The sequence below is a fragment of the Streptantibioticus ferralitis genome (assembly GCF_029223525.1).
GTDB classification, from domain to species: domain Bacteria; phylum Actinomycetota; class Actinomycetes; order Streptomycetales; family Streptomycetaceae; genus Streptantibioticus_A; species Streptantibioticus_A ferralitis.
Genome location: NZ_JARHTQ010000008.1, coordinates 1 through 14,385 on the forward strand (window position 1 = coordinate 1; position 14,385 = coordinate 14,385).

Sequence of the window (14,385 nt, forward strand, 5' to 3'; positions counted from 1 at the left end):
TGCCCACGTGTTACTCACCCGTTCGCCACTAATCCACCCCGAAGGGCTTCATCGTTCGACTTGCATGTGTTAAGCACGCCGCCAGCGTTCGTCCTGAGCCAGGATCAAACTCTCCGTGAATGCTTCCGGGCTATCCCGGCAACACCACGAGAGCGGCACAACCCGGAGGAATAATCCGGATCGTGCACAGCGTCCTCGCTGTGTGTTTCAAAGGAACCTCATCCACCGGGCTTGACCGGCGGACGGGGTATCAACATATCTGGCGTTGACTTTTGGCACGCTGTTGAGTTCTCAAGGAACGGAAGCTTCCTTCGAGACCGTTTCACCGGCCCCTCCGGGCTTTCCCTTCGGTTTCTCCAGCTTATCAGATCTTTTCCGACCCGATTCCCGCTGGCGGGATTACCTTCTGGCTTTCGCTTTCCGGTGTTTCCAACCCTACCAGATTCGATTTCCGTTTCCGGTCTTCGTTTCCGGCCTTGTTGGCGGCCACTACTTTACCGCAATTCTCGACAGGGGAATTACACCCTGTTCGGGGTCGCGATGAGTCGGTAGTGGTTGGCTGCCTTCTCAAGGTGCCCCGGCGGCCTGTGTGACCACGCCGTACGGCTCTCCTTATCCAGCGGCTCGGGCTACGTTAGGCGTTGGGCGGGCCGGAGTCAAGTCTCCGGCCCGCCCAACATCCGTCGCCCTGCCGTCAGCCCTCGCTGACCTGGATCGCAGCCAGATTCTTCTTACCGCGGCGCAGCACAAGCCACCGTCCGTGCAGCAGATCGGTCGCGGACGGAACCGCGTCCTCCGCCTCAACCTTCACGTTGTTCACGTACGCACCGCCCTCCTTGATGGTGCGTCGGGCGGCTGACTTGCTGGCGACCAGTCCCACCTCCGCGAAGAGGTCGACGACGGGTGCGAGCGCGGGCACCTTCGCGTAGGGCAGCTCCGACAGGGCGGCGGCCAGCGTCGGCTCGTCGAGATCGACCAGCTCGCCCTGGCCGAAAAGCGCCCTCGACGCCGCGATCACCGCGGCCGTCTGGCCGGCACCGTGGACGAGGGTGGTCAGTTCCTCGGCGAGTGCCCGCTGAGCGGTGCGCGCCTGGGGGCGTTCCAGCGTGAGCCGCTCGAGTTCCTCGATCTCCTCGTGCGACTTGAAGCTGAAGATCCGAAGGAACTGCGGGATGTCCCGGTCGTCGGCGTTGAGCCAGAACTGGTAGAAGGCGTACGGCGTGGTCATCTCGGGGTCGAGCCAGACCGTGCCGCTTTCCGTCTTGCCGAACTTGGTGCCGTCCGCCTTGGTGATCAGCGGGGTGGCGATGGCATGCACGTTGGCGCCCTCGACCCGGTGGATCAGGTCGATACCAGAGGTGAGGTTGCCCCACTGGTCGCTGCCGCCGGTCTGCACGGTGCAGCCGTACCGTCGGTACAGCTCCAGGAAGTCCATGCCCTGCAGGATCTGGTAGCTGAACTCGGTGTAGCTGATGCCCGCGTCGGAGTTCAGGCGGCGGGCGACGGCTTCCTTGGACATCATCTTGTTGACGCGGAAGTGCTTGCCCACGTCGCGCAGGAATTCGATGGCCGACATACCGGACGTCCAGTCCAGGTTGTTCACCATGATCGCGGCGTTGGGCCCGTCAAAGGAGAGGAACGGCTCGATCTGGGCGCGCAACCGCTGCACCCAGCCCGCGACGATCTCCGGATCGTTGAGCGTGCGCTCGGCCGTCGGCTTGGGGTCGCCGATCAGACCGGTCGCCCCACCGACCAGGCCCAGCGGGCGGTGGCCCGCCTGCTGAAGGCGGCGGATGGTGAGAATCTGCACCAGGTTGCCCAGGTGCAGGCTGGGAGCCGTCGGGTCGAAGCCGCAATAGACCGTGACCGGGCCGTCCGCGAACGCCTTGCGCAGTGCGTCCTCGTCAGTGGAAACGGCGATCAGCCCTCGCCACCGCAGCTCGTCGACGATGTCCGTCACGGTCCCGTGTCTCCTTCAGTCGTATCGGTCGATGCCGCTCCCGCAGCGTGAACGAGCCTACGCGGTTCCGGCGAACGCTTATGAACGGCGTTTCCGGGGAGCGTGCGGCCGGTACGGGCTGACGGTGGGGTCCGCGGTGATCCAGAAGCGCCAGGGGTGGGCAGCGCCCTCGCCGCCGACGCCGGTGCGCGGGCCGTTGCGGACGGTGTGCAGGGCTGGCGGAGCGCCGGTCAGGATCTGGAAGGGCGAACTGTCCGGATCGGAGGGGCACACATCGCTGCCGTCGAGTGCGCGGTCCACGTCGAGCGCGGTGGCCAGTCGGGCCGGGCCCTGGGCGAGGTCGGTGTCACGGCGTGACGTCTGGCGGCGCTTGCGGGCGAGGTCGGCGCCCGCGGTGATCTCCCCCGCGCGCAGCAGCACCGCGCTGGCGGTGCCCTCCGGGCCGCAGACCAGGTTCATGCAGTGCCACATGCCGTACGTGAAGTAGACGTACACATGGCCGGGTGGACCGAACATGACCGCGTTGCGGTCGGTGCGGCCGCGGTACGCGTGCGAGCCGGGGTCGACAGGGCCCGCGTAGGCCTCGACCTCGGTCAGGCGCAGTTCGATCGGGCCGTGTGCCGTCTTCCTGACCAGGACGCGGCCTAGGAGGTCCGGCGCGACGTCGAGGACCGGCCGGTCGAAGAAGGCGCGGTCCAGGGGGGTCCGGTCGGGGGCGGCGATCATGTCGTACGAGCCTAGCGGTAGGCGAGCCAGTCACGGGCGGCGGCGGCCAAGCCCTAGGGTGACCGACGAAGGATCAGGCGCGATCAGGAGGTAGCCAGGTGACCGAGCAGAAGAGGCGGCCGCTCCCCCATGACTTCCACCCACAGGTGCCGTCGTTCACGGTGGTGAGCGATGACGTGCGGCCGGGCGGGAAGCTCGGCGACGCGCAGGTCTACGCCAAGGGCAACACCTCGCCGCATCTGCGGTGGGAGGGCTTCCCGCCGGAGACCAAGAGCTTCGCCGTGAGCTGCTACGACCCGGACGCGCCGACCGGCAGTGGCTTCTGGCACTGGACGGTGTTCGACATTCCGGCGACGCTGACGGAGCTGCCCGCCGGTGCCGGGTCGGGGAAGTTCGAGGGGCTGCCCGACGGCGCGGTCCAGGTGCGGAACGACTACGGGACGCGCGACTTCGGGGGCGCCGCGCCGCCGCCCGGTGATGAGCCGCACCGGTATGTCTTCACGGTGTACGCGGTCGACACCGGGAAGCTCGGGCCGGATGCCGATGCCACCCCCGCGGTGGTCGGTTTCAACCTGCGCTTCCACACCATCGCCCGCGCGCAGCTGATCGGCGAGTACGGGGAGCCCGCGGCGGGTTGACCCGAAAATAATTCCGTTGCGCCCCGCCGCCGCGCACCGCACAGTGGTGTGTACCAGGTGATCTGGCCAAGGTCACCGGGCAGTCGGTACCGCAGTGGCGGGGGCGGCGGCGTTTCTTCCGTCGTCTGCCGGAACCGGGTCCGTGGGGCGCGCTCTGGTGTCCGCGGATGTGGTGTCCGCGCCGGCTGCCGTGTGCTCCGGGCGCCCTTGTTTCCACGGGGGTGGGCGTCCGGAGCCTTTTACTTTCCGCCAGCCCAATTCATTGTGACTCAGCGTCAAATAAGCTGTGAATTACGGAAATTGCGTTGTTCACCGGGCGTGATCCGGCCACAGTGGTGCCACCTCGCCGTGGGGGCGGGGAGGGACTCGGGAGGTGGGCGGGATGCGCGAGACGCTGGTACTGAACGCAAGCTTCGAACCGCTGTCGACGGTGTCGCTGCGGCGTGCTGTGGTGCTGGTGATGCAGGGCAAGGCCGTGGTCGAGCAGGCGCATCCCGGGTTGCGGATCCGCGCGGCGGCCGTTGATGTTCCGGTGCCGCGGGTGATCAGGCTCTGCCGCTACGTACGGGTGCCGTTCCGACAACGGGCGCCGTGGTCACGGCGGGGGGTTCTGGTGCGGGACCGGCACCGGTGCGCGTACTGCGGCCGCCGCGCGACCACGGTGGACCATGTCGTACCGCGCTCGCACGGCGGGCGGGACACCTGGCTCAACACGGTCGCGGCATGCGCGGCGGACAATCACCGCAAGGCGGACCGTACGCCGGAGCAGGCCGGAATGCGGCTGCTGGCCAGACCGTTCGAGCCGACCCCGGCGGACGCACTGCTGCTTGCGCTCGGGCTGCGGGACGGCATGGACCTGCCGGAGTGGCTGGCGCTTCCGGCCTGACGGCGTTCCCGGGCTGCCGCTGTCAGCCGTGCGGTGTCGCCCCGGCCGAGACGGCAGGCCCGCGTCTTCGGCTGGGGCCCGGGTCAGCGTGCGGAAGTGCGAGTCACTCCTTGTCGAGGCGGGGGCTCTCGCGGCGGGGGCTTTGGCCCGACCCGTTGTTGCCGCCGCCGGTGGGCGGAGCGAAGTTGCCGATGGCACCGCCGAGGCCCTTGAGCGCGTCGCCGAGCTCGCTGGGCACGATCCAGAGCTTGTTGGCGTCGCCCTCGGCGATCTTCGGCAGCATCTGCAGGTACTGGTAGGCGAGCAGCTTCTGGTCGGGGTCGCCCGCGTGGATGGACTCGAAGACGGTACGGATCGCCTGGGCCTCACCTTCGGCGCGCAGGGCGGCGGCCCGGGCGTCACCTTCGGCGCGCAGCACCGCGGAGGCCTTCTCACCTTCCGCGGTGAGGATTTGGGACTGCCGGATGCCCTCGGCGGTGAGGATCGCTGCGCGCTTGTCACGGTCGGCGCGCATCTGCTTCTCCATCGAGTCCTGGATGGAGGTCGGGGGCTCGATCGCCTTGAGCTCAACGCGGTTGACGCGGATGCCCCACTTGCCGGTCGCCTCGTCCAGGACGCCGCGCAGTGCCGCGTTGATCTCCTCGCGGGAGGTCAGGGTCCGTTCCAGATCCATGCCACCGATGATGTTGCGGAGAGTGGTGACGGTGAGCTGCTCGATCGCCTGGATGTAGCTGGCGACCTCGTAGGTGGCCGCCCGCGCGTCGGTGACCTGGTAGTAGATGACGGTGTCGATGTTGACCACCAGGTTGTCCTGGGTGATCACCGGCTGCGGCGGGAACGGCACAACCTGCTCGCGTAGGTCGATACGGTTGCGGATCGTGTCGATGAATGGCACCACGATGTTCAGGCCGGCGCTGAGGGTGCGGGTGTACCGGCCGAAGCGTTCGACGATGGCGGCGCTCGCCTGCGGGATGACCTGGACCGTCTTGATGAGTGCGATGAAGACGAGCACCACCAGGATGACCAGGACGATGATGATGGGGGTCACGACCACTCTCCGTACCACGCGCCGCTGTCTGATGGTTTGGTGATCAAGTCTGTCAGACCTCCGCCGCGGACGCTGCGGGACCGGCGAATTCCCGTCGCTCCGCGGGCCGGTCTGCTGGGCGGGCCAGTCTCCTGGGCGGGCCAGTCTGCTGGGCGGCCAGTCTCCTGGCAACCGGGCCTGTCACATGACGACCGCGGTTGCTCCCTCGATTTCGATGACGTCGACTTTCTGTCCGGCTTCGAAGACCTGGTCGGCGTCGAATGACCGCGCCGACCAGATTTCGCCACCGAGCTTGATCCGGCCGTTGTGGCCGTCAACTCTCTCCAGGACCACGGCTTCGCGGCCCTTCAGTGCGTCAACGCCGGTGCGCAGCACGGGATGTGTGGTGCGGTGTCGGTTGGCGATGGGGCGCACCACCGAGACGAGCGCGACGGAGACGACGGCGAAGACCACGACCTGGAGCGTGAGATCGCCACCGAGGGCAGCGGTGATCGCCGCCGCGACGGCACCGGCCGCGATCATGCCGAACTCCGGCAGCGCGGTGATCACCAGCGGGATACCCAGACCAGCCGCGGCGACCAGCCACCACACCCATGTGTCCACACGGTCATGGTAGGCCGTCGCGGTCGCCGCCGAACAGGGAGTCGCCCGCGGCGCCCGGCGTCGGGGACGTCAGGTCAGCGGCAGGCCGTGCGCGGTCCAGCGGTCGGCACGGCGCTCCACGACGAGCGGCAGGCCGAAGCAGTGCGAGAGGTTGCGGGAGTTCAGCTCCAGCTCGATGGGTCCGGCGGCGACCACCTTGCCCTGACGGATCATCAGGACGTGGGTGAAGCCCGGGGCGATCTCCTCCACATGGTGGGTGACCATGATCATCGAGGGGGCGATGGGGTCGCGGGCCAAGCGCCCCAGGCGCCGCACCAGATCTTCCCGGCCGCCGAGGTCGAGACCGGCGGCGGGCTCGTCGAGGAGGAGCATTTCGGGGTCGATCATGATCGCGCGGGCGATCAGGGTGCGCTTGCGCTCGCCTTCGGACAGGGTGCCGAACTTGCGGTCGGCGTACTCGGCCATGCCGAGCCGGTCGAGGATCAGTCGGGCGCGGTCCTCGTCGGACTTGTCGTAGCTCTCCCGCCAGTGGGCGGTCATGCCGTACGCGGCGGTGAGCACGGTTTCCAGGACGGTCTGGCGGCGCGGCATCTTGTCGGCCATGGCGACGCCCGCGATGCCGATCCGCGGGCGCAGGTCGAACACGTCGACGCTGCCGAGCTTCTCGCCGAGGATCACGGCTTCACCGGTGGTGGGGAACAGGTAACTGGAGGCGATGTTGAGCAGGGTGGTCTTGCCCGCGCCGTTGGGGCCGAGGATCACCCAGCGCTCCCCTTCGGCGACCGACCAGGAGATCTTGTCCACCAGAGCCCGTCCGTCGCGGACCACGGATACGTCCACCAGCTCCAGTACATCGCTCATGAGCGCGTTGTCTCCCCTATTGCCTGTTGCGATCTCGGTCGTCGAGGGTGCAGTCCCGAAGGAAAACCTACGCCACGCGTCCAGCGCTCCTGTCCATAGGCTGGGTGGATGCTTCAGGAACCTCGCTCAGGACGTATGACGGCATGGGGAAATGCCCTACTTGGTGGTTTTGTCGCCCCGGATGACGCGGCGGAGGAGATCGTCGGCGGTGATTCCGTTCACCGAATCGTCGATTTGCCGGGTGAGGAGGGCCCGGTGGGGCTGACCCTCGGGCTCGGCCGGTTGCGCGCGCTGGGAGTGTCGGGCTTCCGGCTCGCGCTGCCCGTTCCGGGGCATCCGCTGGGGTTGAGCGGCCCGCCGGAGTTCAACACGCGGGCGCTCGCGGCGGGCGAAGCCGTGATCGGGGCCGGAGCGGCGGCGCTCGGCCTGGTCCCCGAAGTCACCGAGGCGGGGCCGCGCGACGACCGGCATGTGGAGGTGCTCTGGCGTTGCCTGGAGGTATGGGACGCGCCGCCCGCCGACGTGCCCTCGCTCGGCGAGGCGGAACGGGAGCTGGCCGAGGCCCTGCGGGACGCGACGGCGGCGCTGTCCCGACTGGACGTGGCGGGCGCGGGCCCGGCCGCGCAAGCGGCCCTCGACGCCTATCGAGCCCGCGTGGAACGCGGCCGGGAGGTACTGGCCCCCGGCTATCCACCACGCGCCGCGCGCGTCCTGGAACTGGCCCAGCGGGTGGGCGCGTTGACCTCCATCGCCCAGAGCATCCAGGCCGGACCCGAACACGGCACGGCCGTGAGCGCCTCCCAGATCGCGGCCCGCGCCGAACTGCTGCGCCCGGTGGAGCGCACCGCCCGCCGCGCCCAGGTGGCCGCGTACAACGCCTACGTGGAGGAAGCGCAACGCCGCAAGGGGGAGTGACCCCGCGGCGCTCGGTGAGTACGCGACCGGCCCCGCGGAACACGTTCGCGGGGCCGTTGGCGAGAGGGGCTGGTTGGGGCTCAGCGGCAGATGGCGCCGGTGTTGCCGAAGGCCGGGTTGAGGATCCCGGGGGCGTTCACCGTGTTGCCGACCACGTTGACCGGGACGTCCACCGGGACCTGGATCACGTTCCCCGAGATCACGCCCGGTGACAGGGCCGTCTTGGCCACCGCGGCGCTGCCGCAGAACTCCTTCTCGTTCTTCTCGTGCGCTGACGCGGACGTCGCGGTCGCACCGGCGGCGACACCGGCTGCTGCGAGGACGAGGGCGGCTTTCTTGGCAGTGTGCATGGAAAATGCTCCTCTTGTCGTTCCGTGGCCGCTGCTGCGGAGCCACACCGGGCCAAACGCGTCGACCGGCCCCGATGACACGCGTTCGACCGCCGATACCTCCATACGGCGCAAAGCAGCGACGCGGCCCCGGAGGAGGCTTCCTCCGGGGCCGGTGACCAGGAAACGGACTCGCGGACGCGGTCAGTCGTTCCGTTCGGTGGTTACTCGTTCACCGAGTGGTTGCCGAAAGCCGAGTTGCCGATGCCGACCACGTTGACGCTGTTGCCCGTGACGTTCACCGGGACGTCCACCGGCACCTGGACCACGTTGCCCGAGAGCACACCCGGCGAGTTCACGGCCTTGCCCTCGGCCTGGGGGCAGCAGGCAGAGGCAGCGCCGGCACCGGCGAGGGCGAGACCGCCGGCGAGGGCGGTGACAGCCGCGGCCTTCTTCAGGTTCATCACTTCTACGTTCCTCCTAGCGTGGTGCGCCCGAGCAGGTCGCTGCGGACACGCCATGGAGAACGGCCGACGGCACCATCGGTTGCGCCATCCGGGCGACATACACCCGACGGTATGAATCTAAGCCCGGTTCGCCCGGGAGCACGTCAGGTGCCTATCCCGTGCCGTACCGCCCACAGCGCGGCCTGGGTGCGGTCGGCGAGGTCGAGCTTCATCAGGATGTTCGACACGTGGGTTTTGACGGTCTTCTCGGAGAGCACCAGCGCCCGGGCGATCTCTCGATTGGACCGGCCGTCCGCGATCAGGCCGAGTACCTCGCGTTCGCGGTCGGTGAGTGAACCCCCGCGCCCCTGCCCGCCGTTGGCCTCCTCCCGGGACAGCAGCGCATCGGCCACCTCGGGCTGGAGCAGCACATGCCCGGCGTGCACCGAGCGGATCGCGTCGGCCAGCGCGTCGGGGGCTACGTCCTTGTACACGTACCCGGCGGCACCGGCTCGCAGTGCGGGCACCACCGTGCGCTGCTCGGTGAAGCTGGTCACCACCAACACCCTTGCGGGGTTGTCCAGTTCACGGAGCTTGCGCAGCGCCGCGATGCCGTCGGTGCCGGGCATCCTGACATCCATCAGGATCACGTGGGGCCGCAACTCCTCGGCGCGGCAAACCCCTTCGTCGCCGTCGGCCGCCTCGCCGACCACCTCGATGTCGTCCTGGACCTCCAGGAAGGTCCGCAGGCCACGGCGCACCACCTGGTGGTCGTCGACCAGCAGCACCCTGATGACAGCGGCGCCGCTGCCCGCACCGCCGGTCCGGGGCTCGCTCGGTTCAGCCACCGGGCACCTCCATTTCGATGACGGTTCCCTTGCCGGGAGCCGAGTCCACGGTCAGCCTGCCTCCCGCGCCCGCGGCGCGGTCACGCATCGAGACAAGTCCGAGATGGCGGCCCGCCCTGCGCACCGCGGTCGGTTCGAAGCCGCGTCCGTCGTCGTGGATCCGCAGCACCGCGCCTCTGCCGCGGCCTTCGAGCAGCACCTCGACGGTGTCGGCGTCCGCGTGCCGCAGGGCGTTGTGCAGTGCCTCCTGGGCGACCCGTAGCAGCGCCTCCTCCTGGGCGGAGGGCAGGGCGCGGATGCAACGGGCGGTGAAGAGGACACGGGCGGTGTGCGCCCGGTTGAGCAGCTGGACCTGGGTGCGCAGGGTGGCCACCAGGCCGTCCTCGTCGAGCGCCGCAGGGCGCAACTCGACGACGACGGCCCGCAGTTCGTCGGCGGCGTCGGCGGCGAGCCGGGCGACTTCCTTCAACTCGCCCTTGGCACGCTCCGGATCACGGTCCACCAAGGTAGCGGCGGCCTGGGCGGTCAGCCGCAGCGAGAACAGCTTCTGGGAGACGGCGTCGTGCAGCTCATGGGCTATCCGGGCCCGCTCCCCCGCGATGTTCAGCTCCCGGCCGCGCTCGTGCAGCCGGGCGTTGGTGAGCGCGATGGCGGCGTGGGCGGCGAGGGTGCGCAGCAGCGCCTCGTCGTCGTCGGTGAAGGAGCAGCCGGTGCGCGGCCCCGCGCACTCCTCGTTGGCCAGGAACAGGGCGCCCAGCACCTCGTCCCCGTCGACGATCGGTACGCCGAGGAAGTCGGACATCTCGGGGTGCGCGCTGGGCCAGCCGCCGAAGCGCGGGTCCTTGCGGACGTCCGCAAGGCGCTGCGGGGCGGCTTCCTGGACCATGGCCGCGAGGATGCCGTGCTGGCGGGGCAGCGGGCCGATGCTCTTCCACTGCTCGTCGCCGACGCCGTCCACCACGAACTGGGCGAAGCCGCCGTGGTCGTCGGGCACACCCAGCGCCGCGTACTTGGCACCGAGCAGCTCGCGCGCGGACGTGACGATGGTCTGCAGCACGTCACGCACCTCGCGGTGCCGGCTGATCGCCAGCACCGCGGCGCTCACCGCGTCGATCTCGCTCCGCGCGGACCCGTTGGACATGTGTTCACCGTACCGGCGGGCACTGACAGCGGCATCGGACCGGCGGACGGGGCGGGCCGGGCCCGCGGGCGTAGGCCGAAGTGCCCTGGTGGGGTGCGGCGTACGGCCGAGGCGACCGCGTCGTACACGTTCCTACCGTGGGGGCGTCGCCGGGCACCGGGCCCGGCGCTGGGCGTAGGGGAGCCGGACGTGCCTGTCGCGATCATCACCGGTGCTTCGAAGGGGCTCGGGAGGGCGCTGGCGGCGGCGTTGGCCGGACGGGGCTGGGATCTGGTCCTGGACGCGCGGTCGGCCGCCACGTTGCGGGCGGCGGCCGGAGAGTCGCGGGGACCGGGGCGGGTGGTGGCGCTGCCCTGGGACGTGACCGACCCGGGCCACCGTACGGAGCTGGTCGCGCCGGCCGCGGAGTCGGGTGGCCTCGATCCGTTGGTGAACAACGCCAGCGCGTTGGGTGCGGAGCCGCCGGCGCGGCTGGACGCCCTGTCGACGGAGGGGCTGCGCGGCGCACTGGAGACGAACGTCGTGGCACCGCTGGCCCTGACCCGGGCGGTGCTGCCGCTGCTGCGCGCTTCTGGGGGCGCGGTGCTCAACGTGAGCTCGGACGCCGCGGTGGAGGCGTATCCGGCGTGGGGCGGCTACGGGGCGAGCAAGGCCGCGCTGGAGCAGCTCTCGGCGGTGCTCGCGGTCGAGGAGCCGCGGGTACGGGTGTGGTGGGTGGATCCGGGCGACATGCGCACCGACCTGTATGCGGCGGCGGTCCCGGAGGATCCTTGTGCGGCGGACCGCCCCGCGCCGGAATCGGTGGTCCCGGCGCTGCTGCGGCAGCTGGATGAGTGCGCGGACAGCGGCCGATACACGGCCGCGGCGCTGCTTGCGGTACGGCGGTGAGGAGCGTGCGGGCGGTACGGGTGCCACCGGAGCTGTCGGCCCGTGTGCCGCCGCGGTGCCGGGACGGGGTCCGGATGATCGTGGGCCGCAGGACGTCCGGGGCAGTGGAGCACTCCGCCTTCCGCGATCTGCCCTCGCTGCTGCGGGCCGGGGACGTGCTGGTGGTGAACACCTCACGCACCCTGCCCGCCGCCGTGGACGCCGTGCACGGCGGCGAGGCGGTCGGGGACGTCAGCCTGCTGCCCTGACGTGCCGATACGCGGAGGCGGGGGGGCCCCCCCGTGGGGGGGGGGGCCCCCGCCTCTCGTGGGACCGACGGGCCGGTTACTTCTCGCGCATGACCTCGGGCTCGTGGCGGCGCAGCAGCCGGGCGACCGCGAAGCCGCAGATCACGCCGAGCAGCAGCAGCACCACCATGTCGAGCGACCAGGCGAGCGCAGTGTGCTTCCACAGTGCGTCCACGCTTCCCGCGTGGTCCGGCGGGACGGGCGGGTCCCACGGCATGAGGTTGTTCAGGTCAGCCGTGGTGGCCAGTCCGGCCAGCGCCCAGCGGGACGGCATCAGCCAGGCGACCTGCTCGATGCCCGGCTTGTTGAACAGCTGGAAGAGGATGCCGGTGAACACCACCTGGACGATGGCGAACATCACCAGCAGCGGCATGGTCTTCTCGGCGGTCTTGACCAGCGAGGAGATGACCAGGCCGATCATCATCGAGGTGAACCCGATGCCGATGATGATCAGCGTCATCTCGACGGCGGGGGCGTTGTGGAAGAGCACGCCCTCGGTGGGCAACTTGCGCGGAATGAAGCCGATACCGCAGATGATCACGCCCTGGATGGCGGTGATGAAGCCGAGCACGATGACCTTGGACATCAGATACGCGGAACGTGACAGGCCGACCGCCCGTTCGCGCTCGTAGATGACCCGTTCCTTGATCAGTTCTCGTACCGAGTTGGCGGCACCGGAGAAGCACATGCCGACCGTGAGGATCATCAGGATCGTGCCGGCGTCCTTGTTCCAGGCGAAGCCACCCCTTATCGGCCCTGGGCCGATGCCGAACTTCGCCGGGATGACCGTGCTCACCACGCCGAGCACCGCGGGCAGCACCACCATCAGGCCCATGAAACCGCGGTCGGAGGCGATCACCGACAGATAGCGCATGATCAGCGTGCCCAGCTGCGAGCCCCAGCTCTGCGGCTTCTGCGGCCGGGTCTGCTGCGGCGCGACGGCCGCGACCTGCTGCGGGGCGGCGGCGTCGAGGTCGGCCGCGTACATCTGGTAGTGCTGCGAACCGCGCCAGCGGCCCGACCAGTCGTAGTCGCGGTAGTTCTCGAAGGCCTGGAAGACGTCCGCCCAGGTCTCGTAGCCGAAGAAGTTCAGCGCCTCGTCCGGCGGGCCGAAGTACGCCACCGAACCGCCCGGGGCCATCACCAACAGCCGGTCGCACAGCGCCAGTTCGGCCACCGAGTGGGTGACCACCAGGACCGTGCGTCCGTCGTCGGCCAGGCCCCGCAGCAGCTGCATCACATCGCGGTCCATGCCCGGGTCGAGGCCCGAGGTGGGCTCGTCGAGGAAGATCAGCGACGGCTTGGTGAGCAGTTCGAGGGCGACCGAGACCCGCTTGCGCTGACCACCGGAGAGCGAGGTGATGCGTTTGTCCGCGTGGATGTCGAGCTTGAGCTCGCGCAGCACCTCGTCAATGCGGGCGTTGCGCTCCTCGGTCGCGGTGTCACCGGGGAAGCGCAGCTTGGCGGCGTAGCGCAGCGCCCGGCGGACCGTCAGCTCCTTGTGCAGGATGTCGTCCTGCGGGACGAGGCCGATGCGCTGGCGCAGTTCGGCGAACTGCTTGTACAGGTTCCGGTTGTCGTAGAGCACCTCACCCTGGTCCGCCGGGCGGTAGCCGGTGAGGGCTCGCAACAGGGTGGACTTGCCGGATCCGGACGGGCCGATGACGCCGACCAGCGACTTCTCCGGGACGCCGAAGGAGACGTCCTTGAGGATCGTCTTGGTGGTGCCGCCCTGCGGGACCTGGACGGTCAGGCGGCGGGCCGAGAAGGAGACCGCGCCGGTGTCGACGAACTCCTCCAGCCGGTCGCCGACCAGGCGGAACGTGGAGTGGCCGACGCCGACGATGTCGTTCGGGCCGATGAGGTGGCGCTGCACCGGCTGACCGTTGACGTACGTGCCGTTGTGGCTGCCGAGGTCGACGATCTCCATGCGCCCGTCGGGGTGCGCGTGGAACTCGGCGTGGTGCCGGGAGACCTGCAGGTCGGAGACGACCAGTTCGTTCTCCAGCGCACGGCCGATGCGCATCACCCGGCCCACCGCGAGATGGTGGAAGGTCGTCGGGCTGCGGTCGCCGCGCGGTGACTGCGGGGTGGCCGCGGCTGCGGGCTGCTGGTGCGGCTGCGGCGGCTGCTGCGGTATGTGCGCCTGCGGGGGCTGCTGGGGCTGGCCGTTCCAGGCCGCCTGCTGCGCGAACTGCTGCTGCGCGGGCGGCTGCTGGGCCCAGCCGCCCGCCGCGTGCTGCTGCGGCGCCTGGTGCGCGGCGGGCGCGGCCTGGGCTGGCACCTGTGCCGCCTGCGCGGCGGGCGCCTGATGCGCGGCGGGTGCGGCCACCGCCTGTGCGGCGGTGAAGTTCAGACGCGGGCCGTCGGTGGCGTTGCCGAGGTTCACCACGGAACCGGGGCCGATCTCCACCTGCTGGATGCGCTGCCCCCGCAGATAGGTGCCGTTGGTGCTGCCGAGGTCCTCCACGACCCAACTCTGTCCGCCCCAGCGGATCGTGGCGTGCCGCCAGGAGACGCGGGCGTCGTCGAGCGCCACATCACCCTGTGGGTCACGGCCCAAAGTGTATGACCTGGACGCGTCAAGCGTCCAGGTTTGTCCGTTCAATTCCAGTACGAGTTCCGGCACTCCATGCCCCACAAGGTTTGTCCCCCGAGTAATCCCCCATGCCGGGGAGTCTAGGGATGTCGAACATCGGGAGGAACTATTTCAGGCTCTTGTCCGTAACGGAAAGTCGCCCTCATCGAACCGCTGCGACACCGTCGAATTGACTCCACCGATACAGCCTCGGAGAGTGGAAAGCGCCCA

At 69.6% G+C, this 14,385-nt stretch carries 15 protein-coding genes and 1 rRNA gene; 5 read left to right on the forward strand and 11 right to left on the reverse strand.

Translation table 11 applies throughout. The features are described from left to right. The 3 genes from P2L57_RS14280 to P2L57_RS14290 form a co-directional block, all read right to left on the reverse strand. Window positions 1–120, reverse strand: a 16S ribosomal RNA gene (locus P2L57_RS14280); the annotation flags it as partial. 574 nt (window positions 121–694) lie between these two features. Then, on the reverse strand, window positions 695–1,960 hold the full coding sequence (gene tyrS / locus P2L57_RS14285; protein WP_275813796.1) for a tyrosine--tRNA ligase: 1,266 nt from the start codon (window positions 1,958–1,960) through the stop codon (window positions 695–697). A gap of 78 nt (window positions 1,961–2,038) precedes the next feature. Beyond that, window positions 2,039–2,686, reverse strand: a complete 648-nt coding sequence (locus P2L57_RS14290; RefSeq protein ID WP_275813801.1) for a DNA-3-methyladenine glycosylase — start codon at window positions 2,684–2,686, stop codon at window positions 2,039–2,041. A gap of 98 nt (window positions 2,687–2,784) precedes the next feature. Here P2L57_RS14290 and P2L57_RS14295 point away from each other — a divergent pair, with 98 nt between their 5' ends. Next, on the forward strand, window positions 2,785–3,324 hold the full coding sequence (locus P2L57_RS14295) for a YbhB/YbcL family Raf kinase inhibitor-like protein (protein ID WP_275813804.1): 540 nt from the start codon (window positions 2,785–2,787) through the stop codon (window positions 3,322–3,324). Window positions 3,325–3,706: 382 nt separating this feature from the next. Next, complete coding sequence (locus P2L57_RS14300; RefSeq protein WP_275813807.1) at window positions 3,707–4,210, forward strand: HNH endonuclease; 504 nt, start codon at window positions 3,707–3,709, stop codon at window positions 4,208–4,210. 103 nt (window positions 4,211–4,313) lie between these two features. Here P2L57_RS14300 and P2L57_RS14305 read toward each other — a convergent pair whose 3' ends face one another. The 3 genes from P2L57_RS14305 to P2L57_RS14315 all read right to left on the reverse strand — a co-directional run bounded on the left by P2L57_RS14305 (window position 4,314) and on the right by P2L57_RS14315 (window position 6,722). Beyond that, a complete protein-coding gene (locus P2L57_RS14305) occupies window positions 4,314–5,258 on the reverse strand; it encodes an SPFH domain-containing protein (protein WP_275813810.1) in 945 nt (314 codons plus the stop codon). A gap of 180 nt (window positions 5,259–5,438) precedes the next feature. After that, the gene (locus tag P2L57_RS14310; RefSeq protein ID WP_275813813.1) at window positions 5,439–5,861 is read right to left on the reverse strand and encodes an NfeD family protein; all 423 of its coding nucleotides are present in this window, start codon (window positions 5,859–5,861) and stop codon (window positions 5,439–5,441) included. A gap of 69 nt (window positions 5,862–5,930) precedes the next feature. Further along, window positions 5,931–6,722: an ABC transporter ATP-binding protein gene (locus P2L57_RS14315; RefSeq protein WP_275813816.1), complete on the reverse strand. Its 792-nt coding sequence runs from the start codon at window positions 6,720–6,722 to the stop codon at window positions 5,931–5,933. A gap of 108 nt (window positions 6,723–6,830) precedes the next feature. Between P2L57_RS14315 and P2L57_RS14320 the strand changes: the two genes are divergently transcribed. Continuing rightward, window positions 6,831–7,637, forward strand: coding sequence for an Rv1486c family protein (locus P2L57_RS14320; protein WP_275813819.1), 807 nt, complete (start codon window positions 6,831–6,833; stop codon window positions 7,635–7,637). Window positions 7,638–7,717: 80 nt separating this feature from the next. Here the strand turns inward: P2L57_RS14320 and P2L57_RS14325 are convergent, their stop codons facing one another. The 4 genes from P2L57_RS14325 to P2L57_RS14340 form a co-directional block, all read right to left on the reverse strand. After that, window positions 7,718–7,987, reverse strand: coding sequence for a chaplin (locus tag P2L57_RS14325; RefSeq protein ID WP_275813822.1), 270 nt, complete (start codon window positions 7,985–7,987; stop codon window positions 7,718–7,720). 203 nt (window positions 7,988–8,190) lie between these two features. Further along, window positions 8,191–8,433, reverse strand: a complete 243-nt coding sequence (locus P2L57_RS14330; protein WP_275813825.1) for a chaplin family protein — start codon at window positions 8,431–8,433, stop codon at window positions 8,191–8,193. 143 nt (window positions 8,434–8,576) lie between these two features. Beyond that, complete coding sequence (locus tag P2L57_RS14335) at window positions 8,577–9,260, reverse strand: response regulator (RefSeq protein WP_275813828.1); 684 nt, start codon at window positions 9,258–9,260, stop codon at window positions 8,577–8,579. After that, window positions 9,253–10,401 (reverse strand): GAF domain-containing sensor histidine kinase, encoded by a 1,149-nt coding sequence (locus P2L57_RS14340; RefSeq protein ID WP_275813831.1) that lies wholly within the window; start codon window positions 10,399–10,401, stop codon window positions 9,253–9,255. The genes P2L57_RS14335 and P2L57_RS14340 overlap by 8 nt, the downstream gene beginning before the upstream one ends. A 189-nt stretch (window positions 10,402–10,590) precedes the next feature. On the opposite strand from P2L57_RS14340, the gene P2L57_RS14345 reads away from it, so the two are divergent. After that, window positions 10,591–11,289: an SDR family NAD(P)-dependent oxidoreductase gene (locus P2L57_RS14345; RefSeq protein WP_275813834.1), complete on the forward strand. Its 699-nt coding sequence runs from the start codon at window positions 10,591–10,593 to the stop codon at window positions 11,287–11,289. After that, window positions 11,286–11,537: an S-adenosylmethionine:tRNA ribosyltransferase-isomerase gene (locus tag P2L57_RS14350; protein ID WP_372515707.1), complete on the forward strand. Its 252-nt coding sequence runs from the start codon at window positions 11,286–11,288 to the stop codon at window positions 11,535–11,537. Before P2L57_RS14345 ends, P2L57_RS14350 begins: the two co-directional genes overlap by 4 nt. A gap of 76 nt (window positions 11,538–11,613) precedes the next feature. On the opposite strand, the gene P2L57_RS14355 is transcribed toward P2L57_RS14350, so the two are convergent. Further along, on the reverse strand, window positions 11,614–14,205 hold the full coding sequence (locus P2L57_RS14355) for an FHA domain-containing protein (RefSeq protein WP_275813837.1): 2,592 nt from the start codon (window positions 14,203–14,205) through the stop codon (window positions 11,614–11,616). Between the last annotated feature and the right edge of the window lie 180 nt (window positions 14,206–14,385).

Bases quoted from the DNA above. Each gene is read 5' to 3' on its own strand.
- P2L57_RS14290 (WP_275813801.1), bottom strand. From the start codon at position 2,686: ATGATCGCCGCCCCCGACCGGACCCCCCTGGACCGCGCCTTCTTCGAC.
- P2L57_RS14300 (WP_275813807.1), top strand. From the start codon at position 3,707: ATGCGCGAGACGCTGGTACTGAACGCAAGCTTCGAACCGCTGTCGACG.
- P2L57_RS14315 (WP_275813816.1), bottom strand. From the start codon at position 6,722: ATGAGCGATGTACTGGAGCTGGTGGACGTATCCGTGGTCCGCGACGGA.
- P2L57_RS14320 (WP_275813819.1), top strand. From the start codon at position 6,831: ATGCTTCAGGAACCTCGCTCAGGACGTATGACGGCATGGGGAAATGCC.
- P2L57_RS14325 (WP_275813822.1), bottom strand. From the start codon at position 7,987: ATGCACACTGCCAAGAAAGCCGCCCTCGTCCTCGCAGCAGCCGGTGTC.
- P2L57_RS14340 (WP_275813831.1), bottom strand. From the start codon at position 10,401: ATGTCCAACGGGTCCGCGCGGAGCGAGATCGACGCGGTGAGCGCCGCG.